The sequence below is a fragment of the uncultured Polaribacter sp. genome, from assembly GCF_947503855.1.
Classification (GTDB): Bacteria; Bacteroidota; Bacteroidia; order Flavobacteriales; family Flavobacteriaceae; genus Polaribacter.
Window position 1 is genome coordinate 199,694 of sequence record NZ_CANNFF010000005.1, and the last position, 26,993, is coordinate 226,686.

21 protein-coding genes and 1 tRNA gene are annotated in these 26,993 nt (G+C 30.5%); 12 read left to right on the forward strand and 10 right to left on the reverse strand.

Annotated elements, in window-relative coordinates; genetic code table 11:
• Nucleotides 1–149: 149 nt before the first annotated feature.
• From Q0662_RS05980 to Q0662_RS05995, 4 genes are all read right to left on the reverse strand, one after another.
• Nucleotides 150–704 carry a thioredoxin family protein gene (locus Q0662_RS05980; protein WP_298948043.1) on the reverse strand — a complete coding sequence of 185 codons (555 nt, stop codon included), beginning with the start codon at nt 702–704 and terminating at the stop codon, nt 150–152.
• Between the two features lie 10 nt (nt 705–714).
• Nucleotides 715–1,932 carry an NAD(P)/FAD-dependent oxidoreductase gene (locus Q0662_RS05985; protein WP_298948045.1) on the reverse strand — a complete coding sequence of 406 codons (1,218 nt, stop codon included), beginning with the start codon at nt 1,930–1,932 and terminating at the stop codon, nt 715–717.
• A gap of 86 nt (nt 1,933–2,018) precedes the next feature.
• Entirely contained in the window at nt 2,019–2,948 is a 930-nt protein-coding gene (locus tag Q0662_RS05990; RefSeq protein ID WP_298948046.1) for a GYDIA family GHMP kinase, read from the reverse strand.
• Nucleotides 2,948–4,675: a hydroxymethylglutaryl-CoA reductase, degradative gene (locus Q0662_RS05995; RefSeq protein WP_298948047.1), complete on the reverse strand. Its 1,728-nt coding sequence runs from the start codon at nt 4,673–4,675 to the stop codon at nt 2,948–2,950. The genes Q0662_RS05990 and Q0662_RS05995 overlap by 1 nt, the downstream gene beginning before the upstream one ends.
• 152 nt (nt 4,676–4,827) lie before the next feature.
• Between Q0662_RS05995 and Q0662_RS06000 the strand changes: the two genes are divergently transcribed.
• Together Q0662_RS06000 and Q0662_RS06005 are read left to right on the forward strand one after the other, a co-directional pair.
• Nucleotides 4,828–7,050, forward strand: coding sequence for a S9 family peptidase (locus tag Q0662_RS06000; RefSeq protein WP_298948048.1), 2,223 nt, complete (start codon nt 4,828–4,830; stop codon nt 7,048–7,050).
• A gap of 6 nt (nt 7,051–7,056) precedes the next feature.
• On the forward strand, nt 7,057–8,424 hold the full coding sequence (locus tag Q0662_RS06005; protein ID WP_298948049.1) for a peptide MFS transporter: 1,368 nt from the start codon (nt 7,057–7,059) through the stop codon (nt 8,422–8,424).
• Between the two features lie 80 nt (nt 8,425–8,504).
• On the opposite strand, the gene prfA is transcribed toward Q0662_RS06005, so the two are convergent.
• The 4 genes from prfA to Q0662_RS06025 form a co-directional block, all read right to left on the reverse strand.
• Nucleotides 8,505–9,581 carry a peptide chain release factor 1 gene (gene prfA / locus Q0662_RS06010; protein ID WP_298948050.1) on the reverse strand — a complete coding sequence of 359 codons (1,077 nt, stop codon included), beginning with the start codon at nt 9,579–9,581 and terminating at the stop codon, nt 8,505–8,507.
• A 504-nt stretch (nt 9,582–10,085) separates the two neighbouring features.
• Nucleotides 10,086–11,378, reverse strand: coding sequence for an ATP-binding protein (locus Q0662_RS06015; RefSeq protein ID WP_347186457.1), 1,293 nt, complete (start codon nt 11,376–11,378; stop codon nt 10,086–10,088).
• A gap of 187 nt (nt 11,379–11,565) precedes the next feature.
• The gene (locus Q0662_RS06020) at nt 11,566–12,744 is read right to left on the reverse strand and encodes an AIR synthase related protein (RefSeq protein WP_298948051.1); all 1,179 of its coding nucleotides are present in this window, start codon (nt 12,742–12,744) and stop codon (nt 11,566–11,568) included.
• Between the two features lie 72 nt (nt 12,745–12,816).
• Nucleotides 12,817–15,000, reverse strand: coding sequence for a glutamine synthetase III (locus Q0662_RS06025; RefSeq protein WP_298948052.1), 2,184 nt, complete (start codon nt 14,998–15,000; stop codon nt 12,817–12,819).
• A 165-nt stretch (nt 15,001–15,165) separates the two neighbouring features.
• On the opposite strand from Q0662_RS06025, the gene Q0662_RS06030 reads away from it, so the two are divergent.
• From Q0662_RS06030 to Q0662_RS06060, 7 genes are all read left to right on the forward strand, one after another.
• Nucleotides 15,166–16,191: a glutamine synthetase beta-grasp domain-containing protein gene (locus tag Q0662_RS06030; RefSeq protein WP_298948053.1), complete on the forward strand. Its 1,026-nt coding sequence runs from the start codon at nt 15,166–15,168 to the stop codon at nt 16,189–16,191.
• A 158-nt stretch (nt 16,192–16,349) separates the two neighbouring features.
• On the forward strand, nt 16,350–18,008 hold the full coding sequence (locus Q0662_RS06035; RefSeq protein WP_298948054.1) for a sensor histidine kinase: 1,659 nt from the start codon (nt 16,350–16,352) through the stop codon (nt 18,006–18,008).
• On the forward strand, nt 18,001–18,627 hold the full coding sequence (locus Q0662_RS06040; RefSeq protein WP_298948055.1) for a response regulator transcription factor: 627 nt from the start codon (nt 18,001–18,003) through the stop codon (nt 18,625–18,627). The genes Q0662_RS06035 and Q0662_RS06040 overlap by 8 nt, the downstream gene beginning before the upstream one ends.
• A 124-nt stretch (nt 18,628–18,751) precedes the next feature.
• The gene (locus tag Q0662_RS06045) at nt 18,752–19,120 is read left to right on the forward strand and encodes a hypothetical protein (RefSeq protein WP_298948056.1); all 369 of its coding nucleotides are present in this window, start codon (nt 18,752–18,754) and stop codon (nt 19,118–19,120) included.
• 295 nt (nt 19,121–19,415) lie between these two features.
• The gene (locus Q0662_RS06050) at nt 19,416–19,970 is read left to right on the forward strand and encodes a 30S ribosomal protein S16 (RefSeq protein WP_298948057.1); all 555 of its coding nucleotides are present in this window, start codon (nt 19,416–19,418) and stop codon (nt 19,968–19,970) included.
• A gap of 18 nt (nt 19,971–19,988) precedes the next feature.
• Nucleotides 19,989–20,513: a ribosome maturation factor RimM gene (gene rimM, locus Q0662_RS06055; protein WP_298948058.1), complete on the forward strand. Its 525-nt coding sequence runs from the start codon at nt 19,989–19,991 to the stop codon at nt 20,511–20,513.
• 33 nt (nt 20,514–20,546) lie between these two features.
• Nucleotides 20,547–20,633 (forward strand) — tRNA-Ser (locus tag Q0662_RS06060).
• A 54-nt stretch (nt 20,634–20,687) separates the two neighbouring features.
• On the opposite strand, the gene Q0662_RS06065 is transcribed toward Q0662_RS06060, so the two are convergent.
• Entirely contained in the window at nt 20,688–22,274 is a 1,587-nt protein-coding gene (locus Q0662_RS06065) for a family 16 glycosylhydrolase (protein WP_298948059.1), read from the reverse strand.
• A gap of 111 nt (nt 22,275–22,385) precedes the next feature.
• On the opposite strand from Q0662_RS06065, the gene Q0662_RS06070 reads away from it, so the two are divergent.
• Nucleotides 22,386–23,108, forward strand: coding sequence for a methyltransferase (locus Q0662_RS06070; RefSeq protein ID WP_298948060.1), 723 nt, complete (start codon nt 22,386–22,388; stop codon nt 23,106–23,108).
• A 36-nt stretch (nt 23,109–23,144) separates the two neighbouring features.
• Here the strand turns inward: Q0662_RS06070 and Q0662_RS06075 are convergent, their stop codons facing one another.
• Complete coding sequence (locus Q0662_RS06075; protein ID WP_298948061.1) at nt 23,145–24,512, reverse strand: saccharopine dehydrogenase family protein; 1,368 nt, start codon at nt 24,510–24,512, stop codon at nt 23,145–23,147.
• Between the two features lie 73 nt (nt 24,513–24,585).
• Here Q0662_RS06075 and Q0662_RS06080 point away from each other — a divergent pair, with 73 nt between their 5' ends.
• Nucleotides 24,586–24,963: a DUF423 domain-containing protein gene (locus Q0662_RS06080; protein ID WP_298948062.1), complete on the forward strand. Its 378-nt coding sequence runs from the start codon at nt 24,586–24,588 to the stop codon at nt 24,961–24,963.
• Between the two features lie 96 nt (nt 24,964–25,059).
• Nucleotides 25,060–26,670 (forward strand): phosphoenolpyruvate carboxykinase (ATP), encoded by a 1,611-nt coding sequence (pckA, locus tag Q0662_RS06085; RefSeq protein WP_298948063.1) that lies wholly within the window; start codon nt 25,060–25,062, stop codon nt 26,668–26,670.
• The last annotated feature ends 323 nt before the right edge of the window (nt 26,671–26,993 follow it).

Below are 26,993 nucleotides of genomic sequence, written 5' to 3' on the forward strand. Positions count from 1 at the left end.
CAAGAACACAAAGTTACAAAGTATAAAAGAGAGTTTGGTTAGAATAATTTAGTTTGTCTCTAAATTTATTTTCTTGTAACTTCACTAAAAGCGAATATAAGTCATTAAAACGACGTCATATTCGTCTTAAGTTAGCGAAACTCCAAAAATTACTTCCATTTAATACCACAACCCACACTTGGTTTTTGGTTTTCTAAGGGGCTTTTGTTGGCCAATAAGTTGTCTAATGCTTGTCTTATATCTTTTCCTGTTACTGGTTTTTCATTTCCTGGCCTAGCATTGTCTAATTGTCCATGATAAACCGATTGTAAATCTGCATCAAATACATAAAAATCTGGAGTACAAGCAGCGTCATAAGCCTTGGCTACTTTTTGGGTTTCATCATATAAATAAGGAAAAGGATAATGTAGCTTTTCTGCCAATTCTTTCATCAACTCAGGTGCATCTTGCGGATAATTTTCTACATCATTCGCACTAATAGCTATGAAATTGATTCCTTTTTCTTGATAATCATTTGCTAATTTTACCAACGCATCATTTACGTGAATTACAAACGGACAGTGATTACAAATAAACATAATTACAGTTCCGTTTTTCCCTTTTGCTTGCTGTAAAGACACATTTTGATTGGTTACAGTATTTATTAAAGTAAAATCTGGGGCTTTTGTGCCTATTTTAAATTCGTTAGATTCTGTTCTTGCCATAGTTTTGTTGTTAGTTCTTAGTTTCTGCCAAAGCTTTTGCACAAATGTAACCACCTGTCCATGCATTCTGAAAATTAAATCCGCCAGTTACAGCATCAATATTTAAAACTTCACCTACAAAAAAGAGGTTTTTATGTTTTTTGCTTTCAAATTTTTTGAAATTAATTTCTTTTAAATCTACACCTCCAGCTGTTACAAATTCGTCTTTAAAAGTAGTTCTACCATTGGCATTGTAAATTCCTTTGGTTAATTGATTGGCTAAATTTTCTAATTGTAAATTACTTAAATCTGCCCAATTCTGGGTTTTAGAAATGTTAGAAAATACTACAAAACGTTCCCACAAACGTTTAGATATTTCTGCAAATGGCGATTTTAAAATCACCGTTTTTCTAGGCTCCTTCTTCTTTAAATTCAGTAATATATTTAGCACTTTTTCTGTGGGTCTAGACAACCAATTAACCTCCACATTATATTGGTAATTTTTATCAGCTAAAATTCTTGCCCCAAAAGCAGATAATTTTAAAACTGCGGGGCCACTTAAACCCCAATGTGTTATTAATAAAGGCCCAGAAGCTTCTAATTTTGTACCCATAATATTTACAGTTGCATTGGGTAGAGAAATTCCTAATAAATCTATAATTCTTTTATCGTTGATGTTAAAGGTAAATAAAGATGGAACGGGTTCTATAATATGATGAGATAAGGTTTTACAAAGTTGCCAAACTTTTTTAGAACTTCCTGCTGCAATTACCACTTTATCTGCTTTAAAAGTTTGTTCTTTTGTGTTTACAACCCATTCACTTTCTTGTTGATAAACGGAATTTACGCCACAGTTTATCAACACTTTAATCCCTAAATTATCAACAGCTTTTTGAAAACAATCTATAATTGCCTGACTTGTATTTGCCTCTGGAAAAACACGATTATCTTCTTCTATTTTTAAAGGAACTCCTCTATCATCAAACCATTCAAAAGTATCTCCTGTCATAAAAGTATGAAAAGGCCCCAGCAATTCTTTTGCTCCTCTTGGGTAGAATTTTACCAGTTCTCTAGGTTCAAAACAAGCATGAGTAACATTGCATCTTCCACCTCCAGAAATTTTCACTTTCTGCAAAACAGCTTTCCCTTTTTCTAGAATGGTTATATCTAAATCTGGGTTATTTTCTTTGGCATTTATCGCTGTAAAATATCCTGCTGCTCCTCCGCCAATTATGATTATTTTGTTCATTTTTTTTATAAAAAACTCTCGACTGCGATCGAGAAGACATTTAATAACTTATGTTCAGGTATTGCGCAGTAGAAACCTGAATGTTTTTATAGAATTATTTGTTGATATCTTAAAACTGTATTAAATCCTTTATTTTTAAAATAGTTGGGGGTTTGATCATTACCTGTAACCATTACAAAATCTCCGCCCCAAGCACCTAAACTTTTTATTTCACCCAAGTGATAATCTGAAAATAATTGTTCTTTAATAGGTTTCAATTTTATGATTGATGAAATGATTTCTTCGTGCTCAACAAGTAACTGATTAAAATTTTCAATTGATTTTGCTTTTAAAAATTCATTAGAAATTTCTGATATTCTTTGTATCTCCTTATCAAAATTTTGCTCACTTTCTCTAAACTTTGCAATACCTTCTTTAGAATCTTGTTTCTGATTTAAGTATACAAAAAATATATTTTCTTTAAAAGCTGGATTGAATTCCACTTGCTTAACAACAGGCTTTTTACTTGCTATTTGATAAAAAACAGGAGTATTATTTTGTGCACATGCAATATCGTATCCACTACCTTTAAAAGAGTTCCATAAAAGTTGAAAAGCGTCTACTTTTGCCCAACTTGCAACAGAATTTATTAACGTTGATGAACTTCCTAATCCCCAATTTCTAGGGAAAGTTAATCTTGTTTTAACTACAAATCCGTTTTCTGTACTCAAAAAATCTGGATTCATCCTTTTTGCTTCGCTTAAAATTTCTAATAAGGTTTCTGCAATAAATTCTGCACTTCCTTCTTTATCAGAGTTAAAAGTACAACTTACCAAACGCAATTTAGGTAACTCAAAAACAGCTTCAAACCAACAATCTCCAGTATGTGTAAAACTACCCCAAATTAATTGTGGTTGTTGAATATTTTCTACCACTAAATCTTGTCCGAATTTTGTAGGTACAGCTAAAGAAACTGCACCATCTAAAACAAGGTATTCTCCTGATAATAATAGTTTTCCGTTTGAATAAAAATTCATTAAACTAGTTTAAATTGTTTAAAATGATGAGTAAAATGTTTTACATGAAATTTTTTCCAATACTCGTAATCTAACTTACCAAAAAACGGATGATTTTCTATTTTTGCAGTTTTAAAATGAGTCTGAAAGGTATCTATTTGGAAAAGTAAATCGTCTATAGATTTTTCCATCGTGTCAAATTTTACAGGATAAGGTTCTTCTGACAATAATGGTGCTTTAAAACCAATTTGCAATTCGTTATCGGTATCTAAAAAAGCTTTTCTTCTTAAAGATTTCTCATCTTCTACAAAATAATCTGCTTTTATTTTTCCGTTAGAAATTTTTATCAAAAAGCTTAAATGTTCTATCATTTGTTGACTGGTCATTTTTCCAAAAACGGGTTTTGCATCTGCTTTTAAAGAAGATAATAATTCTTTTAAGGCAACTTTATCTGTAAAATTCACCCATGTTGTTTTTGCTTTTCTAATTTCTTCAAACTTAGAAACTACTCCTGAATGTGAGACTGTTTTTCCTTCAAAAAAAGTTTCAATGGTTTCTTTCTCTAAGTCGGTTGCACCTAATTGGTTTAAGATATTCTGCAAGTGCATTTTCATGTGCCCATGCTGAATCCCCTTTGTTGTTAAGGCTCTTAAAGCTGCAAAATTTTGAGCTAAACCAGCAGCAGCCATAATTTGCATTAAATCTTTTGCAGATGGTTTTTGCAACATTTCTAAAGACAATTTTGCTAAAGGATGTAAAGCTGTTAAACCACCTACAGTCCCTAAAGCCAATGGAATTTCTATCCAAAATTTAAACATTCCGTTTTTAATTTCGCAATGAGATAAACTTGTGTAAGTTCCATTTCTAGAAGCATAAGCATGCACACCTGCTTCTACTGCTCTAAAATCATTACCAGTTGCTAAAACCACAGCGTCTACTCCGTTCATAATTCCTTTATTATGAGTAACAGCTCTATAAGGTTCTATTGCTGCAATTTTTACAGCTTGGCAAAATTTTTCTGCAAATTTCTGTGGATTTTTGCCACCCAAATCTTCAATTTTACAACTTACTTCTGCTCTAACTAAACATTCTGGAACGTAATTAGATAGAATACTCATAACAATTTCAATTTCATCATTTCTAAAGCTATTAGCTATTGCCTCTAAACAAGAATTGATAAAATTTGCCCCCATAGAATCTTTGGTTTCAAAGGTGATGTGCAATTGATAATAATTGTCTAATTTATCTGTTTTATCAACTAATTGAATGTCTAAAATACCACCCCCACGTTTTTCCATGTTTTTAGTAATGGAAGCAGTTGCAGTATATAATTCTGTTTTATTTTTGTTGAAATAAGCAATTAAATCATCTTTATTACCCGCAAACATAAAATGTACTTGCCCAATTTTAGTAGTTCCTAAAACTGTGGTTTTAAAGCCTCCTCTTGTGCTCCAAAATTTGGCTACTAAAGATGCTGCTGCCACTACAGAACTTTCTTCAATTACCATAGGTATTGCATATTCTTTGTTGTTAATTACAAAGTTTGGGGCAACTCCCATTGGCATATAAAAGTTAGAAATCGTGTTCTCTATAAAATCGTCATGCAATTGTTGTAGTTTTTCATCATCATTCCAATATTGTTTTATAATTTCTACCGCTTTTACATTATTTTGAAAATAATTTGCTGCCAACCAATTTAATTTTTCCTCTTTACTAAACTTCGAAAAACCAGATATTTTTTTGCTCATTTATTCTTTTATAACTATAGAGAACAAATATAAATTAATCATTCAAAAGATTCTCCTTTATTCAAAATTTATCATTTTTTAAAAGATTTTTTGATAGTTTTTTGATGATTTTTCCGTAAACTTGACAAATTATTATTAAATCGATTTCTGTAATGAAAAAAACACTCATTTTATTAGCAATAATATCATTAATAGGTTGCAAAAAAGAGGCTTCTACAACAGCGAACTATAGTACTGGAACTAAAGAAATAACATTAGAAGAAATTTGGAATGGAACTTTCTCTCCAGAGAGAATGAATGCTTTAAATGCCATGAACGGCGATTATTATTCTTTATTGAATTACGACAAAGAAACCAAAACCACTACTGTAGATAAATACAGTTATAAAACACTAAAAAAAGTAGCTACTGTTGTTAATAGTGCAGATTTAGAGGATTTAGATAGTTTTTCTTCTTATGATTTTAACAACGAAGAATCTTCTGTTATTTTAGGCACTGAATTTAATAAAATTTACAGACGCTCTTTTACTGGAACTTTCTACTATTATAACATTAACACCAAAAAGTTTTTATTAATTGGTAAAAACATACAACAACCTTCTTTTTCTCCAGACAGCAAAAAAATTGCGTATGCTAAAAACAATAATTTGTATATTTTAGATTTAGCAAATAACAACAAAATTACTCAGGTTACTAATGATGGTAAAAAGAACAGCATAATTAACGGTACTACAGATTGGGTTTACGAAGAAGAGTTTGGTTTTGTAAAGGCTTTTGAATGGAGTAAAGAAAGTAAATACCTTGCCTTTTTACGTTTTAATGAATCTAAAGTTCCTACCTTTTCTATGGATATGGTTGGGACTGGCAATTACCCAGACAAACAAGTTTTTAAATATCCTAAAGCAGGAGCAAAAAATGCGGATGTTACCCTTCACACATACCAACTTTCAACAAAAAGAACTAGAAAAATCCCTTTAAGCGATTACGAATACATACCAAGAATTAAATGGTCTAATGATGACAATATTTTAGTGGCAACTACTTTAAATCGTCATCAAAATAATTTAAAACTACACAAAGTAAATGCTTTAAAAAGTAGTAGTGTTTTATTATTAAATGAAACTGACAAAGCCTACATAGACATTACAGATAATTTAACTTTTTTAGAAGATAATAGTTTTATTTGGACAAGCGAAAAAGACGGTTACAACCATATTTATCACTATAATTTTTCTGGAAAACTAATAAACCAAATAACCGATGGAAACTGGGAGGTGACCAATTATTATGGTTATAATGATAAGAAAAAAACTATTTATTACCAATCTGTAGAAAATGGCTCTACTAACAGAGGTGTATATTCTATTGGTTTAAATGGCAAAAATAAAAAATTACTTAGCAATAAAACAGGTACAAATACAGCTTCTTTTAGTGCGAATTTAAACTACTTCATCAATACCTTTTCATCAACAGAAATACCACCAATTTACACTTTGCACACTGCAGAAGGTGAAATGCTAAAAGTAATTAAAGACAATGTAGAATTAAAAGAAAATTTAGCAGACTATAAAATGAGTCCAAAAGAGTTTTCTACCATTTCTATAAACGGAAACGAATTGAATATGTGGATGATAAAACCGGCAGATTTTGATGAAAATAAAACATATCCGCTTTTAATGTTTCAATATTCTGGACCAGGTTCTCAGCAAGTTGCCAACAGATGGAATGCAAGTAACGATTATTGGCACAATATGTTAGCCCAAAAAGGAATGATTGTAGCTTGTGTTGATGGACGTGGAACAGGTTTTAAAGGAAGTGATTTTAAAAAATCTACCTATTTAAATTTAGTGAAATACGAGACTGAAGATCAAATTGCAGCTGCTAAAAAATTAGCAGAACGTTCTTACATAGACGAAAATAATATTGGTATTTGGGGCTGGAGTTTTGGTGGTCATATGAGTACAAATTCACTTTTAAAAGGAAGTGATATTTTTACAACTGCTATTGCAGTGGCTCCAGTTACATCCTGGCGTTTTTACGACACTGTATATACAGAACGTTTTTTAAGAACACCGCAAGAAAACCCTGCAGGTTATGATGAAAATTCGCCCATAAACTATGCAGATAAATTAAAAGGAAACTATTTATTGGTACATGGTACAGGTGATGATAATGTACACGTACAAAACAGTTACAGAATGATAAATGCCTTGATAGAAAACAACAAACAATTTGATATGTTTATTGTACCAGACAGAACTCATGGTATTTACAAAGGAAAAAATACGCGTTTAAACCTCTACACAAAAATGACCAACTTTGTAGAAACGCATTTAATTAATAAATCAAATTCAACAACAAAAATTAAAGGATAATAGATTATGAGTAATGTAGCAAAACTACCACATCAAAAAGAATTATTTGGGCATCCTGTAGGATTATATGTATTGTTTTTTACTGAAATGTGGGAACGATTTTCTTATTATGGAATGCGAGCCCTTTTAGTTTTATACTTAACTTCAAAAACTACTGCCGAAAATCCAGGAGTTGGATGGAGTCAAGGAGAGGCCTTAGCCCTTTATGGTTGGTATACTGCATTGGTATATATCGCTTCTATTCCAGGAGGAATTTTAGCCGATAAATTTTTAGGGCAAAAAAAATCAGTTATTCTTGGTGCAATTTTATTAGTAATTGGACATAGTGTTTTAGCTATAGAAGCAATTTGGGCATTTTATACTGGCTTATTTTTTATTATTCTTGGAGTTGGTTGTTTAAAACCTAATATTTCTACTATGGTAGGTGGCTTATATAAAAAAGGAGATGTTAGAAGAGATAAAGGATTTACAATTTTTTATATTGGAATAAATATAGGTGCCTTTTTATCTGGTCTCATAGTTGGTTATGTAGGAGAAGTACATGGTTGGCATTACGGATTTGGGTTAGCTGGAATTTTAATGGTTTTAGGGCTAATTCAATTTTTAGCTGGGCAAAAGTATTTAGTTCATGTAGGAAATTATCTAGGGAAATCTAAAAATAAGGAAGACCAAGAGGCTTATAAGAGACCTTTAACTAAAATTGAAAAGGATAGAGTTATTGTTTTATTAATATCTTTCTTATTAATAATTGCATTTTTTGCAGCTTTTGAACAAGCTGGAGGTTTAATGAATATTTATGCAAAAGAAAAAACAAATAGAATTTTACTAGGATGGGAAGTACCAGCAACTTGGTTTCAATCACTAAACTCTTTTTTCATAATTACTCTTGGTATTGGTATTGCAGCATTTTGGGCTAAAAGGAAATTAAAAGGCTCAGAAGCTTCTTCTTTATATAAAATGATTATTGGTTTAGGAGCAGTAGGTGTTGGTTTCTTATTTATGTCAGCTGCTTCTACAGAATATAATAACACAGGAACCTCTGCAATGTATTGGCTTGTTTTAGCCTATTTATTTCATACAGTAGGAGAGTTATGTTTATCTCCTGTATCACTGTCCTTTGTAACAAAATTAGCACCTGCTAAGTACGCATCAATAATGATGGGTATATATTTCGCGACAACTGGTTTAGGGAATAAAGCAGCTGGATTACTTGGAGAATCTTCTTCTATTTTTGGTGATTTTAAAGTTTTTACTGGAATAGCAATTTTTTGTATTGTATTTGCTTTACTAGTTTTTATATTCTTAAAAAAATTAAAATCTCTAACACATGGTGCGGAAGATAACGAAATTGATTTCAGTACAAAAAAAGCATAATTCTATAAAGTAACATCTCATAAAAAAGCCTCATAATTAAAAATTATGAGGCTTTTTATATGAATAAATTTAGGTAAATATTAAATACTATCTCCTAACTCTTTTAGTTTTTCTGTGTTTTCTGCTAGCATTAATTCGTCTATCAATTTTTGAATGTCGCCATTCATTATGTTAGGCAAATCATACAAAGACAAACCAATTCTATGGTCTGTAACTCTACCTTGTGCATAGTTATAAGTTCTAATTTTAGCACTTCTATCTCCAGAAGAAACCATAGAACCACGTTTTAATGCATCTTCTGCATTTTTCTTTGCCAACTCCATATCATACAAACGAGAACGCAGTACTTTAAACGCCTTTTCTTTATTTTTATGTTGTGATTTTTGATCTTGACATTGTGCTACCAAACCAGTTGGAATATGCGTTAAACGAACTGCCGAATACGTTGTATTTACAGATTGTCCTCCAGGACCTGAAGAACAGAAAAAATCGATTCTTACATCTTTTGGATTAATCTCTACATCAAATTCTTCGGCTTCTGGAAACACCATACAAGTAGCTGCAGAGGTATGTACTCGACCTTGTGTTTCTGTTTGTGGTACTCTTTGTACACGATGCACACCAGCTTCAAACTTTAAAGTTCCGTAAACATCTGGTCCATTTACTTCAAACTGAATTTCTTTAAAGCCACCATTAGTCCCCTCAGAATAATCGACTGTAGAAACAGACCACCCTTTACTTTCGCAATACTTGGTATACATTCTAAATAAATCTCCAGCAAAAATACTTGCCTCATCTCCACCTGTTCCTGCTCGCAATTCTACTACTGCATTTTTAGAATCTTCTGGGTCTTTTGGTATTAAAAGAAATTTAATTTCTTCTTCTAATTCTGGTATTCTAGCATTGGCTTCTTCTAATTGCATTTTTGCCATTTCTGTCATTTCTGCATCAGAACCGTCTGCTATAATTTCTTTAGCCTCTTCTATATTATTGGTTAATTCTTGGTATTCGTCACCTTTTTTTACAACGTCTCCTAAGTCTTTGTATTCTTTCATTAATTGCGCATAACGCTTCTGATCCATAATAATTTCTGGCTGAATAATTAAATCAGAAACCTCATCATAGCGTTGCTTAACAATTCTTAATTTATCTAACATTTGTTGTGTATTTCTTGGATTGCGAATTTACAAATTTTATAGGTATATTTGGAAAAACCTAGTTTTTTTTTATAAGGAAACTACTTTTGTTAAGCACCTTTTTATTAATTGTTTCTTGTAAAAACGAGTCCAAAACCTCGAAAAAACGAATAATTTTAATCGGATAACGGAAGCATTTAAATGATAAACCTGGCAATCTAACTTTTGAAGTTTGGAGTACAAATTTAGTAGGTATGGCTACACAATGAAAGTTTAAAAAAATCTTTTCAAGAAATACTAAGTATTATAAAAGTTTATGATACAATACATTTAGAAGTTAAAGGAGTAAATGAAAAACTGACGTTATTTAAATTTACCAATCAAACAGACACCTCTTTTATATATGAAAATACAAAAAATGAATTCCCGAAAAAAATCACCTACTTTAAAGATAATAAACAACTAAAAGCTATTGAGACAGTAGATGATTTTAGAATTGACTTTCTTTTTAAGAAAGTGAATTAACTACAAGTTTTTAGGAATTGTAAAATAAAATGTGGTACCAATTTTCTTTTCACTTTCTAACCAAACCTCTCCATTGTAAAAGTCAACAATTTTCTTTACGGTTGATAGACCTATTCCCGAAGATGTATCTATATTCTCTAATTTTGTGAATACTTTAAATATTTTTTCAAAATATTTTGCCCCTATTCCTTTACCATTATCTTTTACAAAAAATTTAAAATGACTTTGTTCATCAAAAAAACCAACTTCAATAATACCTTGTTCTTTGTCATTATATTTTACTGCATTTTGGATTAAATTCTGGAAAATTTGATTAAATCTCCATGTATTACCAAATAATTTAGGTAGATTTTCTTGAACTTTGATTGTAAAATTTTCTGGAACCAAAATTAATTTAATAACTGCATTTACCAATTCGTTTAAATCTATTTGTTTATCATTAGACTCTAATTTATTAACTATTGAATACTCTAAAATACCTTTAATAAGAAAGTCCATTTTTTCTACATTAAACAATACTTCATGTAATGTGGTTAGTGCTTTTTGGTTTATAATTTGTTTATGATCGTCTAAAAACCAAGTCACTAATGTATGAATATTAATTAATGGGGCTTTTAAATCATGAGACACCATTTGTGCATAATCGTTTAGTTGTTCGTTTTGGTTAGACAAATATTTTAACAGTTCTTCCTTTTTTTCTTTTTGTTGTTTTATTAATTCTTCTTGCTCTTTTCTTTGTATTACATTCACCAACATATTTGCAAAAACAAAGAGAATGTTTTTTTCATTTTCTGAGTATTTATGCAATTGCCTAACAGAATCAAAACCAATAAAACCAATTAACTCGCCATTTTTAATTTTAGGTATGGCAATTAAACTTTGAATACCTTGAGGTTCTAAAATTGCACGTAAACCAAGCTCACCATCATCAGGTAAAAGACTTACATCTTCTACATAAAAAGCTTCTCCTTTTCGATGAGCTTCTAACCATTGAGTAATATAATCTAATGGTATATTTTGCAAATTTTCAATTTCAGCTCCTATACCATTTGCGCACCACTCATAAGTATTACTGGTTGTATTGTTTGTAAAGTTGTAAGAAAAAATGTAACTTCTATCTGCTTTTACAAATTCACCTATTGTTTTTAAAGAATTTTCTATTAACTCATCTATATTAGATAAATCTGAATTAATATATTTTGTTGAAATACTTATTAATACATCTTGAAAACGTAGCTGGTAGTCTATAATTTTATCTTTCTCTTCTTGAGAAATGTCTTTTTTTCTAATCAAACTCTCCTTTTTTTTTAAACGATAAATTAAAGATACGTTATATTTTAAAAATCATGTTGTATTTGTTGTAGTTCCTCTACTAATATTTTTAACTTGTATAGATCTTTCATAAACTTAACTTAAACGTATAAAAAAACGCAAAACACATCAGTATTTTAAGTTTTCGTGTTATATCTTATGCTAAAATCTAGTACTCAAATGTACCAAACTCACTTTTAATCGTAAGCTTCTTATTTTCTGATGTTGCTACCCTACCCACAATTTGCGCATTTACATCATATGATTTTGAAATTGCAATAATTTCTTCTGCAATTCCAGGAGACACATACAATTCCATTCTATGACCACAATTAAAAACCTGATACATTTCTTTCCAATCGGTTTTAGATTGCTCTTGTATCAATTTAAATAAAGGCGGTACTGGAAACATGTTGTCTTTTACAATATGTAAATTATCTACAAAATGTAATATTTTGGTTTGTGCGCCACCTGAACAATGTATCATTCCGTGTACAGATTCTGCATCGAATTTTGATAATATTTCTTTAATAATTGGCGCATATGTTCTTGTAGGTGATAAAACTAATTTACCTGCATCAATGGGCGAGTTTTCAACTTCATCTGTCAATTTTGTATTTCCAGAATATACCAAATCAGCAGGAACAGCCGCATCAAAACTTTCTGGATATTTTTTTGCTAAATCGTTATCAAACACATCGTGTCTTGCAGAAGTTAACCCATTAGAACCCATACCTCCATTATATTCCGTTTCATAAGTGGCTTGTCCAAAAGATTCTAAACCAACAATAACATCACCTGCTTTTATGTTGGCATTATCAATCACATCAGAGCGTTTCATTCTTGCAGTAACGGTAGAATCAACAATAATTGTACGTACTAAATCTCCAACATCTGCAGTTTCTCCTCCAGTAGAATGTATGGTAACTCCGAATTTTTTTAGATCGTCAATTAATTCTTCTGTTCCGTTGATAATTGCTGATAATACTTCGCCAGGAATTTTACTTTTGTTACGCCCAATTGTAGAGGATAACATGATATTATCTGTGGCTCCAACACATAGTAAATCATCAATATTCATTATTAGAGCATCTTGTGCAATACCTTTCCAAACAGAAATATCTCCAGTTTCTTTCCAATACATGTAGGCTAAAGAGGATTTTGTACCTGCACCATCTGCATGCATAATCAAACAATAATCATCGTCATTGGTTAAATAATCTGGCACAATTTTACAGAATGCTTTCGGAAACAAACCTTTATCTATATTTTTTATGGCATTATGCACATCCTCTTTAGATGCAGAAACACCCCTTTGTGCGTATCTTTTAGAAACTTCTTGACTCATATTATTGTATTGTGAATTGCAAATTTAGGCTTTTACAAAAAAAATCCTACAGATTTGTAGGATGTTTTTACACTATCTTGTAAACAATAGCTCTCTATACTTGGTAAGTGGCCACAAATTATCATCTACCATGGTTTCTAATTGATCGCAATGAAAACGAATTTTATCGAAAAACGGTTTTATTTTATTACAGTAAGCTTCTGCTTTCACTAATGCTTTTTTATTGCTTACTTTTTTACGCTCTTCTATCATTTTTAAAACCAAAGCATTAATTTCTGTAATGTGGTTAGATATGGTCATAATTAGCTCTATTTGTTCTTTGGCTATATTTTTATAATCAGCACCAAATATTTCTTTTAAATTTTTAGTATTTTCTAATAATGTATTTTGATATATAATTGCTGTTGGTACAATATGATTTCTTGCAATATCGCCTAAAACACGTCCTTTTATTTGTAATCTTTTCGAATATTCTTCTAATTCAATTTCGTAACGCGCTTGCATTTCTACTTTAGTCATTACTTTCATCTCTTCGAAAAGTTTAATAGTTTTTTCTGCAACCTTAACTTTTAAAGCTTCTGGGGTTGTTTTATTATTACTTAAACCTCTCTTTTTAGCTTCTTTTTCCCAAGCTTCTCCATAACCGTCACCATCAAAACGAATTTTTTTACAAGATTTTATATACTCTCTAAGTACATTAAAAACAGCTTCGTCTTTTTTAAGTTTTTTAGTATCTATTAATTTGTCTACTTCTATTTTAAACTCTTTTAGTTGTTTGGCAACTATGGTATTTAAAACCGTCATTGGTGCTGCACAATTGGTTAAAGAACCTACTGCTCTAAACTCGAACTTATTCCCAGTAAAAGCAAAAGGCGATGTTCTATTTCTATCTGTATTGTCTAATAAAATCTCTGGTATTTTACCAATAATGTTTAGTTTTAAATCGGTTTTTTCTTGGGGTGATAACTTGCCTTTAGTTACGTTTTCTAACTCGTCTAAAACTGCCGATAATTGACTCCCAATAAATACTGAAATAATTGCGGGAGGTGCTTCATTGGCTCCTAATCTAAAATCGTTACTTGCAGAAGCTACAGAAGCTCTTAACAGCTCTTCATACTCATAAACAGCTTTAATAGTATTTACAAAAAAAGTTAAAAACTGTAGGTTTTTCATCGGTGTTTTACCAGGCCTTAACAGGTTTACACCATTGTCTAAAGATAATGACCAATTATTATGTTTACCAGAACCATTAATGCCTGCAAAAGGTTTTTCGTGAAACAATACTTTAAATTTATGTCTTTTAGAAACTTTTTGCATTACATCCATCAATAAAGAGTTGTGGTCTACTGCCAAATTAGCTTCTTCAAAAATTGGTGCAATTTCAAACTGATTGGGTGCTACTTCATTATGCCTAGTTTTTACAGGTATACCCAACAACATACATTCTTCTTCTAAATCTTGCATAAAACTCATGGCTCTTGCAGGTATTGTTCCAAAATAATGATCGTCTAATTGTTGCCCTTTTGCTGGTGTGTGCCCTAAAAGCGTACTTCCTGTTAACTGAATATCGGGTCTTGAGTTTGCCAAAGCGTCATCAATTAAAAAAAATTCTTGCTCCCACCCCAAAGTTGCAGAAACTTTGTTGGCGTTTTTGTCAAAATATTTACAAACAGCGGTTGCATGCAAATCTATAGCTTGCAATGCTCTTAACAAAGGTGTTTTATTATCTAAAGCCTCACCAGTATAGGCTACAAAGATGGTAGGTATACATAAAGTAGTTTCATATATAAATGCAGGTGATGTTGGATCCCAAGCTGTATAACCTCTTGCCTCAAAGGTATTTCTAATTCCTCCATTTGGAAAACTTGATGCATCTGGTTCTTGTTGTACCAATTGCTCTCCATCAAATTTTTCCATAGCCAAACTACCATTGATAGATTCAAAAAAAGCATCGTGTTTTTCTGCAGTAGCACCTGTTAAGGGTTGAAACCAATGTGTATAATGGGTTGCTCCTTTAGAAATTGCCCAATCTTTCATACTTACTGCAACTTGGTCTGCAATTTTTCGGTCTATTTTGGTTCCATGGTCTATGGCATTCATCACACTTTCGTAAGCTGATCTTGTAAGATACTGTTGCATAGCGTGTTTATTAAACACATTATTACCAAACAAAGATGATCTTTTATCACTTTGAACTACTTTTATAGGAGTTCTATGTAAAGTTTCGGCTAAAGCATTAAATCTAATTCTTGACATATTATTAATATTTGCAGTAGATATTTTATTTTCATTAAATATACCCCTTAAAATTTAGGGATAAAATTATTTTTAAGCAAAAATAAACATTTGCCCCCTATTTTTTTTGATATGTAGCTAAAATATTTCATTTTTGTAGTGTAACATACACTCAATTATTTTATTATGGCAAAAATTAAATTAGAATACATTTGGTTAGATGGATACTTTCCAACTCAGAACATGAGAAGTAAAACCAAAGTTGAAGAACATGAAAATTTTCAAGGAACTGTAGAAGAACTAGATATGTGGTCTTTTGATGGATCATCTACTAGACAAGCATCTGGAGGTTCTTCTGACTGTTTATTAAAACCAGTTGCAATCTACCCAGACCCTGCAAGAATTAATGGTTATTTAGTAATGACAGAGGTTTTAAATGCAGATGGAACACCACATGTTTCTAATGGTAGAGCTACAATTGAAGATGAAGATAACGATTTCTGGTTCGGTTTTGAGCAAGAATACTTTATTATGGATTCTAAAACACAATTACCTTTAGGATTCCCTATTGGTGGTTATCCTGCACCACAAGGAATGTATTATTGTTCTGTTGGTGGTAAAAATACTCATGGTAGACTTTTAGTTGAAAAACATGCTGATTTATGTATTGATGCTGGTTTAAACTTTGAAGGTATTAATCAAGAAGTTGCATCTGGACAATGGGAATTTCAATTATTTGCAAAAGGAGCTAAAAAAGCGGGAGATGAAATTTGGATTGCTAGATATTTATTAGATAGATTAACTGAACAATATGGTTACTACATAGACTATCATCCAAAACCATTAGGTAAAGATATGGACTGGAATGGTTCTGGTATGCATGCAAACTTCTCTAACACAACTTTAAGAACTTGTGGTTCTAAAGAAACTTATGAGAAAATTTGTGAAGCATTTAGACCTGTAGTTAAAGAGCATATTGCTGTTTATGGTGAATTTAACGACCAACGTTTAACTGGTGATCATGAAACTGCTTCTATTAATGATTTCTCTTATGGTGTTTCAGATAGAGGTGCTTCAATCCGTATTCCAATTATTACTGTAGAAAAAGGTTGGAAAGGTTGGTTAGAAGACAGAAGACCTGCTTCTAATGGAGACCCTTACAAAATTGCTGGTAGAATTATTAAGACTGTAAAGTCTGCTAATATTAGCTAGTAAAAAGTATATATTTATTTTAAAGTCTGTTTTCTTTCTTAGAAAACAGACTTTTTTTTTGCAATCATTTTTCATTGCTATTCTATATCTTTGAGAATATATATTATTTGTTAAATTAGAAGAACTAACTTATAAAAAACGAATACAAAATTATTCTAATGAGTGTTAAAAACTGGACTTTACTAATTATAAATAGCTTGGTACTTTTAGTAGTACTTACCATTTCGTTTAGTTTTTACTCAGAATTTTCTAAAGTTTTAGACAAACGGATATTGTTACATTTAAGATCTATAAAAACCTTAAAAAAAATACAACTACAACGCCTAGTAAACAAAGAGTGGAATGCATTTACGTATGCTACTAATATTGCTAAACAGGGTGGAATAAAATTACCTGAAAACGAATTTTTAGTTAATGGTATATACGATTTAACACATTTACATCCTTCTAAAAAAACATCCATTGGTTTAGTTAAAATAAAAGATAGCGTTAGATATTTAAATATTGTTTCTTATAAAAAAATTCAACAAATTTTGCTAGAAAGAACAGGAATGGGCGCTAGTGGTGAGTCTTATTTAGTAGGAAATGATTATCGGTTACGATCACAATCTCGATTTTTTCCTAAGACAAAACCTTATGAAATCATCGTAAAAACTGAAGGCGTTATTAATGGACTTAAAAATATTAGAGGTGAAGGTTTTTTTCCAGATTACAGAGGTATAGAAGTTTACAGTGTATATAATTCTTTAAATATTGGGAATTTAAACTGGGTAATCTTATCTGAAATAGATGTAAAAGAAGTACAAATTCCGTTAAAAGAAATGCGTGATAAACTGTTAATTTTAACCTTAATTACACTTTTAGTTTCCATAACCATCTCTTTATTTCTTACCAAAATCATTACCAATCCTTTAAAAAAGATACACAATCTTATTGGGTTTATGGCGAAAGGAAATTATAACGAAAAAATTCAACTAAAAAATAGCCCAAAAGAAATTACAGAAATGAATGTTGCCTTAGCCAACTTAAGCGAGGTTATTTCTAGTGCTGTTAATTTTTCTGTAGAAATTGGTAACATGAATCTAGATAGCGAATATCAACCTAAAGGAAAAAACGATTTGCTAGGAAAAAGCTTACTTAAAATGCGTAATAAACTAAAAGCATACAGAACTTTAGAAAGCGAAATAAACAAAAGCAATAAACGTTTGCTTATTCAGAATTTAGAATCTGAAAGAAAAAGGTTAGCAAGAGAACTACATGATGGTTTAGGCCCCTTATTAACAACCTTAAAAATAAATGTACAAAACAAAATAGAAAGTGGCGAAAACAAAGACACCATCAAAAACATTATAGATACTACCATTGCAGAAATTAGACAAATGACAAATGTTTTAATGCCCACAAGTTTAGATAAATTTGGCATTGGAGCTACTTTAAATAATTATGTACAGAGTATTCAAGACTCTATTTCGTTTCCTATAAGTTTCGAGAATTTAACACAACACGAAAACTCAAACATTACTAAAGAACAAGAAATACATCTTTTTAGAATTACCCAAGAATTAATAAATAACACAATAAAACACGCCAAAGCAAGCCAAATAAAAATATCTTTAACAGAATTTGCTGATTTTTTGTCTTTATTTTACTTTGACGATGGTATTGGGTTTGATTCAGAAAAAGTTACAACTGGTTCTGGTCTTACAAACATTAAAGATCGAGTAGAAATATGTAATGGTATTTTGATTATAAATTCAAGTAAAGGAAAAACAACTTTTGAAATTGAAATGCCCATAAAGAATAATAAAAATGATTAAAATTGTTGTTACAGATGATCATAAACTATTTAGAATAGGTTTAGCAGAATTACTTAAAAAACAAAAAGATTTTAATGTAATAGCAACATTTTCTGATGGAGAAAAGTTTTTAGATTTTTATACTAAATCTCAAGACTTTGATATTGTTTTATTAGATATTAATATGCCAAATATAGATGGTATAGAAGTGCTAAATAAATTAAGAAAAATAAAAAGCTCTGTAAAACCCATTATTATATCTATGTATGATGATGGCAACTATATTGCAAAATGTTCTAAAAATGGAGCTTACAGCTATCTTTTAAAGAATACAGATGAAGAAGAACTAATTAAAGCTATTAGAATAGTAGCAAAAGGAAAAAAATATTTTAGTTCTTTAATTGCAGAAAAAATGGTAAATTTTATGGCAACCCAAAGTGTTAGCGAAAATTTACTTTCTAACAAAGAAACAGAAGTATTACTTTTAATTAGTAAAGGACTAACTACAAAAGAAATAGCAACACAACTTTTTGTAAGCACTAGAACTATAGAAACACATCGTGCTAATATTTTAAAAAAATTAGAAGTTAAAAATACGGCTCAACTTATTAAAAAAGCTTCAGAAATAAAATTAATTTAAAATCTATATCCGTATAAATACGGATACAAAATACCAATTTTCTTATACAAACAAAACAGCTAATTGCATTGTAAATTTATAGTAGCTAAATGATAGTATTTAGTTTAATTTAAAATGTATTAGTATGAAATATTTAATATTAACTTTTGCAGCTTTACTCTCATCTACAGTTATATTTTCTCAAAATAATTCTCAAAAAACATTATTAAAAGACACCAATGAAGTAAAGGTTATAAAATTAGTTACATCTAAAAGAACTAATTTAAAAGGACCTGCTTATAAAAATTATAAACCTTGGAAAAAAAGCGAAAAAGAAGTCCAAGAAATACAACTAACAAGCTCTAAAAAAAGCGAATTGGTTGGTGTAGATTATAAAAACTATAAAGTTTTAGACGAGACTGAGAATAAAAGTGTAAAGAAAATTACATTGGTAACTTCTAAAAGAAGAAAACTTACAGGACCTGCTTATAAAAACTTTAAGCCCTGGAAATAAAATTTTAATAAGTGATTGTTTATCAATTTTAAACCTTCGTAAAACTTTTGTTTTATGGAGGTTTTTTTATAATATAATATTACACCATTTTCTTTTTTAATTTTCAAATTTTTACGGTTGAAAATGCTCGGGATTTTTTTTTCTAAATAGATCAAATTGTGTTTTTGAATACATTAAAAAATATTGAAAATTAGTCTTTTAGATTCAAAAAGGTTTTGTATTTTTGCGCGCACTTACTACGTGATAGTAAGATTTTTAATAACCAAGGTCGAGAACCTTAAAAAATTAATAAATTATGTCTGTAAAAATCAGATTACAAAGACACGGAAAAAAAGGCAAGCCATTTTATTGGATTGTTGCTGCTGATGCACGTGCAAAAAGAGATGGACGTTACTTAGAAAAAATAGGTACGTACAACCCAAATGTAAACCCTGCAGAAATTAACTTAGATGTTGATGGCGCTGTAAAATGGTTACAAAATGGTGCACAACCTACTGATACTGCAAAAAACATTTTATCTTACAAAGGTGCTATGTTGAAGAATCATTTAGTAGGTGGTGTGCGTAAAGGTGCTTTAACTGAAGAGCAAGCTGAAGAGAAATTTAAAGCTTGGTTAGAAGAAAAAGCAGCTAAAATTGCTGATAAAGAAGCTGGTTTATCTAAAGCAGAATCAGAAGCAAAAGCAAAAGCTTTAGCTGCTGAAAAAGCGGTAAACGAAGCAAGAATAGAAGCAGCAAAACCTGTTGTAGAAGAAGTTACTGAAGAGGCAAGTGAAGAAGTTGAAGCAGCTGCTGAAACTACTGAAGAAGCTACAGAAGAAGAAGCTACAGAAGAAAAAGCAGCAGAATAAATTGTAATTTTTACGAGCATGCGTAAAGAAGATTGTTTTTATTTAGGCAAAATCGTAACAAAATATAGTTTTAAGGGTGAAGTTGTTATCAAATTAGATACAGATGAACCTGAGTTGTATAAAAATATGGAATCAGTTTATGTCGAATTTGGCAGTAATCTGGTTCCATTTTTTATTGAAAAAAGTTCTTTACATAAAGGAAATCAGTTACGTGTACAGTTTGAAGATGTTTATTCAGAAGAAGAAGCGGATTCAATTTTAAAATGTGGTATTTATTTACCACTCGATTTATTACCGAAGTTAGAAGGAGATAAGTTTTACTTTCATGAAGTTATTGGTTTTAAAATAATTGATGCTAGTTTTGGTGAAGTTGGAGAAATTGTACATATAAACGATAAAGCAGCACAACCACTTTTTGAAATTGATAGAAAAGGAAAAGAAATTTTTATTCCTATGATAGACGATTTTATAAAAGAGGTAGATAGAAACAATAAACAAATACACGTAGAAACTCCTGAGGGTTTAATTGATTTGTATTTGTAACAATTTTAAGTTTCTAAAAAAACTGCAACATAAAGAGAGGTGTCTGAGTGGTCGAAAGAGCTACCCTGGAAAGGTAGTATATGGGTAACTGTATCGAGGGTTCGAATCCCTTCCTCTCTGCAAAAAAATATTAATTTTAATAAACCCTACAAATATGATGTTTGTAGGGTTTTTTTATTCTACAATTAGTTTTTTGACAGCTGTTTTATTGTTTGAAGATATTTTTAAAAGATATAATCCTTTTGGTAAATTTTCAATATTAATTTCACTATTGGCTATGTGTTTTTGTGAATATACTTTTTGACCAATAGAATTAAATAGTATAATTTCATCAATTTTTTCTGTAGTCTTTATCTTAAAGAACCCAGAAGCTGGATTAGGATACAGAGAAAAATTACTGCTAAAATTTTTATCAATGCTTGCAGTACTGGTATTTTGATAAATTCTTACATAATCAATAAGCATACTGCTTTCTGTAAAACTTGGACTTACGACTCCAGAGATACCTCCCATTGCAAAATTAATCAACAAAAATTGAGGATCATCAAAAGGCCAACCATCGTCTACACCATCAGAGTTTACATCTGTAAAATTTTCAGGTTTTTTGTAGATATAATGTACTTCATCATCTACTAAAAAAGTAATTTGGTTTGGAGACCAATTCATAGAAAAAACATGATAGGTATTTGTAACATCTGTTAAAGGTTTTGCTTTAGTATTTACAGTACCTCCAGAACTTGAAGTTGTATGCAGTGCACTAGAAATAGTATTTGTTGCGTGTAAACCATGTTCCATAATATCTATTTCACCACAATGTGGCCAAGCTGTTGTGCCAAAACCTTGTGTTTGCCAATACGCACCTGTTTCGCTAATATTTTTTCCTAAGGTCCATATTGCAGGAAAAGTTCCTTCTCCTTCTGGTAGTTTTGCTTTTACATCAACTCTACCATAAGTAAATGCAAATTTTGAGTTTAATCTTGCTGAAGTAAAATCTCTAGAAACTCCATTTTGTATGATGGTTTCTCTTTTAGCCACAATATGTAAGTTGTCAGCTGTAACAAATGAGTTTTCGATCCTATTTGTGTAGTGTTGTATTTCTCCATTTGCCCATCCACCATTTACAATTCCTATGGTTTGATGATGCCATTTATTGGTGTTTAATGTATTTTCATCAAATTCATCAGACCATACTAGATCACTATAAACAACATCTAGCTCATTTGGATTTATAGGTGTAGATCCATCAGAAATATCGTCTAACAAATAAGTACCTGCAGTTGTAACACCTAAATCTATAAAAATCACCAATTTGCTATATTTACCAGATGCATTGGTAGTGCCATTGGTATCTGAAAATATAGCATTAGAAAAATCGAACGTAAGGTTTTGCCAATTTGTTGCATTTCCACTTGCAATAGTTTGTGTTACTTCTACATCTGCATTGGTTCCATTTTCTAATTTTAACGTGATAGTATGTTGATTCGGGTCATAAGCATAAAATGACAGAGTAATTTCTTTTTGATTTGTTAGATCTATATCTCTATTTAAATCGATATAAAAGCCTTGAATAGCAGCTGAACCATTATTATGAAATTGACCTACTTTATTAGAAGAATTTGTAGGGTCATTAACTGTAGCATAACTTGAACCCGTAAATCCTGAAAAAACATGATTGCTATTTTCGAAATCTATAGGCATCTGTTGTGAAAACGATACTATGGTTACTAAAAGTGAAAAGACTAAGAGGTAAAAATGTTTCATAAAATAGTTTTTGTAAAAATAGCTACAAGATTTTTTTTTAAACATTAAATTACCAATACAAAAACCATACATTATGTTAAAAACCCTAATTTTTCGTTGTATTTTTGACAGATGACAAAGCTATTTCAATTTAAAGAGTTTTCTGTAAATCAAGATAAAACAGCTATGAAAATAGGAACAGATGGGGTTTTATTAGGTGCTTGGTGTGCTCTACATAATTATCCAGAAACAATTTTAGATGTTGGTTGCGGCACAGGAGTTATTGCTTTAATGTTGGCACAACGTTCTAATGCTATGTCAATTGATGCTGTTGAGGTTGATGAAAATGCTTATGAACAGACTGTTGAAAATTTTGAAAATTCAGATTGGGGAGATCGTTTATATTGTTATCATGCTTCGTTTTCTGAATTTGCGAATGAAATTGCAGAAGAGGAGGAAAGTTATGATGTAATTGTTTCGAATCCGCCTTTTTATACAGACGATTTTGAAACCGAAGATAACGCAAGAAATAAAGCACGATTTACCTCTTCTTTATCTTTTGAAGAATTGTTAAAAGGTGTTTCTACTATTTTGTCCGAAAACGGAATTTTCTCAACCATTATTCCTTTTAAAGAAGAGGCTAATTTTATTGATTTGGCTAAAAAATACAATTTGCAAGTACATAGAGTTTGCAGAGTTCAGGGCAATCCAAATTCAGATATAAAAAGAAGCCTGTTAACATTTTCTATGCATTCATCAGAAATTATTGAAGAACATTTAATTATTGAAACAGCTCGTCATCAATATACAGAAGAATACATTAACTTAACCAAAGATTTTTATTTAAAAATGTAAAAAAAATCTAATTATTTATAGAAGTTTTATAGAAAACTAACCAATTACATGATTGGGATTATACCCTAGATAGGGAACTTTTTTCTCAATGAATTCAATTCCGTGATTTTTCAATTCCTTTAAAATGGGTTGGTACACTTCTTTAGCAATTGGAATTTGTACTCCTGGTTTTGTAATCTCCCCATTTAAAATTTTTAAAGTAGCTATGGCTAAAGGTAAACCTACAGTTTTTGACATGGCTGTGTAATTTTGATTTTCTCCAAAAACAATTAAGCTACTTTCAATTTGTTCTTTTTTACCCTCTTTTTCATAACCAAATAAGTGTTGCATCACAATCATATCTTTATCATTTTCTTGTAAAGTCCAAGAATCTTCTAAAATTTTCTGTAGTATTTTGGCAGGAGTTGCATTTTTAATTCCAATTTTTTTATTCGGATTAAAAAGGTCTAACTCTAATAGTTTTTCCCACATCACATCATCTTGATCTATCTTTAGATAAGAGCGTAACTTTAGTTCTACAGAATCAGAAGGAGAATATGCTAAAAATAGATTCACAAAATCACGATAACTCATATTTTCTGAGTTTTCAATGCTATAAGAATCGTCTGTCATGCCTAGTTGTACAAAAATATTCCAAGCTCTAGAGAAACCAACACGTCTAATAGTGCCTCTATACATGGTGGGTATGTTTTTTAAACCATAGGTTTCTCTGTATTTTAAAGAATCTCTATTTGCATACGCTTCAAATTTTTGATTGTTGATTTTTAAAAACTCAGTTCTTCTAAACAATTTATGATAAGGAATGTATTTATATGTACCTTCTTGTATAAACATTGCGGCACCGCCTTGTCCTGCAAGTACCACATTTCTTGGATTCCATGTAAATTTATAGTTCCATAAATTAGTGTCGCTTTCTGGTGCTACCAAGCCACCTGTAAAAGATTCAAAAAGCAACATTTTGCCACCTTTATTTCTAATTTTATCAATTACTTGCATAGCACTCATATGGTCTAAACCTGGGTCTACACCTATTTCATTAATAAAAACTAATTCTTTTGCTTTTACTTGTTTATCAAGTGCTTTCATTGCTGGAGAAACATAAGAAGCAGTTACTAAATTTTTACCATATTTCAAGCAATCTTTGGCAACTTCAATATGAAATCTTGCTGGCAGCATAGAAACCACAATAGTTGCATTTTTAATTGCATTTTCTCGTTGATTTTTATCAAAAACATCAAAAATAATTGCCTTTGCATTTTTATGATTATTGATGAGTTTTGTTGCGTTTTCTATGGAAATATCACCAATAGTTAAGTGTAATTTCTCCTCATTAGACTTTTCTAATAAATATTTTATTACATACGAACTAGATTTTCCTGCACCAATAATTAAAATGTTTTTCATATAATAAATAATGTATTTTTGTAAGGATACTAAGATAAATCATTTGTTTAATATTTAACAAAAACTTAATAAAATGTTTAAAAATTTAATTATCACTTCTTTTTTAGGGATGCTTGCCATAATTTTAGGTGCATTTGGGGCACATGCTTTAAAGGAAACTCTTACTGCAGAAGCTTTGGCTAGTTTTAATACAGCTGTACGTTACCAAATATATCACGTAATTGTGTTGCTATTTATAAATACTTTTGATGGTTTTTCTTTAAAACAAAAAAATAGAATTAGCATATTGTTTTTCTGTGGTATTTTTCTTTTTTCAGGCTCCATTTATGCCATACAATTAACATCAATTACTGCAAAATCAATTTGGTTTGTAACACCTCTTGGTGGACTCTTTTTTATTGCAGGTTGGTTTTTAATGATTATTATATTTTTAAAGAAATTAAAAAAATAATAATGATTTCGTAAAAATGTGGTTGATTTTATAGGTGTATTAAAATATTGTTTAATTTTGTAACGTATTTATAGAAACATAACTAAAAATATACAAATGATACATTTAAATACGAAATCGATTTCGCTAGAGAATTTAGGAATCAAAAATGCGACTATTCGTTATCAATTATCTTCCAACGATTTACATGAAGAAACTTTAGAAAAAAAACAAGGAATACAATCTTCTTTGGGGGCAATTGCCATAAATACTGGCGAGTTTACAGGACGATCTCCAAAAGATCGATTTATTGTTAAAGATGTCATTACACAAGATGAAATTTGGTGGAGTGACATTAACTTACCTTTTTATGCAGATAAATTTGACTTATTGTATGATAAAGTAACCAATTATCTATCTGAAAAAGAATTGTTTGTTAGAGATAGTTATGCTTGTGCAGATAAAAATTATAAATTAAATATTCGGGTGGTTACAGAATATCCTTGGAGCAATATGTTTGCTTACAATATGTTTTTAAGACCCACACAAGAAGAATTGCAAGGCTTTTCTCCAGAATGGACTGTAATAAACGCACCTGGTTTTATGGCAGACCCAGTAGTTGATGGTACTCGTCAGCATAATTTTGCAATTTTAAATTTTACAAAAAAAATAGCCTTAATAGGTGGTACAGGTTACACTGGCGAAATTAAAAAAGGAATTTTTTCTGCTTTAAATTTTATACTTCCTATTTATAAAAAGACATTACCAATGCATTGCTCTGCAAACGTTGGTAAAGATAGAGATACCGCCATTTTCTTTGGTTTGTCGGGTACCGGTAAAACCACACTTTCTACAGATCCAAATAGAAGTTTAATTGGTGATGATGAGCATGGTTGGACTGCAGAAAATAGTGTCTTTAATTTTGAAGGGGGTTGTTATGCCAAAGTGATTAATTTATCTAAAAAGCAAGAACCAGAAATATTTGCAGCCATTAAAAAAGGAGCGATTTTAGAAAATGTAATCATAGATGAGAATGGAGAAGTAGATTTTACAGACACTTCTATTACTCAAAATACTAGAGTTAGTTATCCAATTTATCATATAGATAATATACAACAACCTTCTATAGGTAAAAACCCAAAAAATATTTTCTTTTTAACTGCGGATGCTTTTGGTGTATTGCCTCCAATATCTAAGCTAACACCAGCTCAAGCTGCTTATCATTTTATATCTGGTTATACCGCAAAAGTTGCAGGTACAGAGGCTGGTGTAACAGAACCTGTGCCAAGTTTTTCTGCATGTTTTGGAGCGCCTTTTATGCCATTACATCCTACAAGATATGCAGAAATGCTAAGTGCAAAAATAAAAGAAGCTGGTGTAAATGTTTGGTTGGTAAATACAGGTTGGTCTGGGGGGCAATATAGAGTTGGAAGAAGAATGCCTTTAAAATATACAAGAGCTATGATAACTGCAGTTTTAAATGGAGATTTATCTGATTATACTTACGAAAATTACCATATACATTCTGTTTTTGGAGTAGCTCAACCAAGATTTTGTCCTGGTGTTCCAACAGAATTATTAAGTCCGAGGTCTACTTGGAATGATGATGATGGGTATTACAAAACAGCTTTTAAATTATCGAATGCATTTAGAATGAACTTTAAACAATTTGAAGAATTTGCTAGTGAGGAAATTAGAAGAGGTGCTCCTCAAAGATATGCCCACTAATTTTTTTATTTAAATCAGAAACACCTCATTTTTATGAGGTGTTTTTTAATAGCGATACGGCTTATTTTTATTAGTATCATTTTTATTGATATAAAAGAAAAATTTAAAAACCTACTTACTTCTATAAACTTAGTAGTCTAAAAAAACTTATCTTTTTGATATATATATACCCGTTGTGCATTATGATTTAAGAAAAAAAAGTTGCTCATATTACTGAAAATCAGTAAATTGATTTAACCACAAATAATTAAATATGAACAACTTAAATGCAAATTACGAAAGAATTTTGGAAGTATTAAGAAAAATATCAAAAGAACAGCTTT

Coding starts and splice junctions, on each gene's coding strand:
- Q0662_RS05980 (WP_298948043.1), bottom strand. CDS start 704: ATGGCAAGAACAGAATCTAACGAATTTAAAATAGGCACAAAAGCCCCA.
- Q0662_RS05985 (WP_298948045.1), bottom strand. CDS start 1,932: ATGAACAAAATAATCATAATTGGCGGAGGAGCAGCAGGATATTTTACA.
- Q0662_RS05990 (WP_298948046.1), bottom strand. CDS start 2,948: ATGAATTTTTATTCAAACGGAAAACTATTATTATCAGGAGAATACCTT.
- Q0662_RS05995 (WP_298948047.1), bottom strand. CDS start 4,675: ATGAGCAAAAAAATATCTGGTTTTTCGAAGTTTAGTAAAGAGGAAAAA.
- Q0662_RS06000 (WP_298948048.1), top strand. CDS start 4,828: ATGAAAAAAACACTCATTTTATTAGCAATAATATCATTAATAGGTTGC.
- Q0662_RS06005 (WP_298948049.1), top strand. CDS start 7,057: ATGAGTAATGTAGCAAAACTACCACATCAAAAAGAATTATTTGGGCAT.
- prfA (WP_298948050.1), bottom strand. CDS start 9,581: ATGTTAGATAAATTAAGAATTGTTAAGCAACGCTATGATGAGGTTTCT.
- Q0662_RS06020 (WP_298948051.1), bottom strand. CDS start 12,744: ATGAGTCAAGAAGTTTCTAAAAGATACGCACAAAGGGGTGTTTCTGCA.
- Q0662_RS06025 (WP_298948052.1), bottom strand. CDS start 15,000: ATGTCAAGAATTAGATTTAATGCTTTAGCCGAAACTTTACATAGAACT.
- Q0662_RS06030 (WP_298948053.1), top strand. CDS start 15,166: ATGGCAAAAATTAAATTAGAATACATTTGGTTAGATGGATACTTTCCA.
- Q0662_RS06035 (WP_298948054.1), top strand. CDS start 16,350: ATGAGTGTTAAAAACTGGACTTTACTAATTATAAATAGCTTGGTACTT.
- Q0662_RS06040 (WP_298948055.1), top strand. CDS start 18,001: ATGATTAAAATTGTTGTTACAGATGATCATAAACTATTTAGAATAGGT.
- Q0662_RS06045 (WP_298948056.1), top strand. CDS start 18,752: ATGAAATATTTAATATTAACTTTTGCAGCTTTACTCTCATCTACAGTT.
- Q0662_RS06050 (WP_298948057.1), top strand. CDS start 19,416: ATGTCTGTAAAAATCAGATTACAAAGACACGGAAAAAAAGGCAAGCCA.
- rimM (WP_298948058.1), top strand. CDS start 19,989: ATGCGTAAAGAAGATTGTTTTTATTTAGGCAAAATCGTAACAAAATAT.
- Q0662_RS06065 (WP_298948059.1), bottom strand. CDS start 22,274: ATGAAACATTTTTACCTCTTAGTCTTTTCACTTTTAGTAACCATAGTA.
- Q0662_RS06070 (WP_298948060.1), top strand. CDS start 22,386: ATGACAAAGCTATTTCAATTTAAAGAGTTTTCTGTAAATCAAGATAAA.
- Q0662_RS06075 (WP_298948061.1), bottom strand. CDS start 24,512: ATGAAAAACATTTTAATTATTGGTGCAGGAAAATCTAGTTCGTATGTA.
- Q0662_RS06080 (WP_298948062.1), top strand. CDS start 24,586: ATGTTTAAAAATTTAATTATCACTTCTTTTTTAGGGATGCTTGCCATA.
- pckA (WP_298948063.1), top strand. CDS start 25,060: ATGATACATTTAAATACGAAATCGATTTCGCTAGAGAATTTAGGAATC.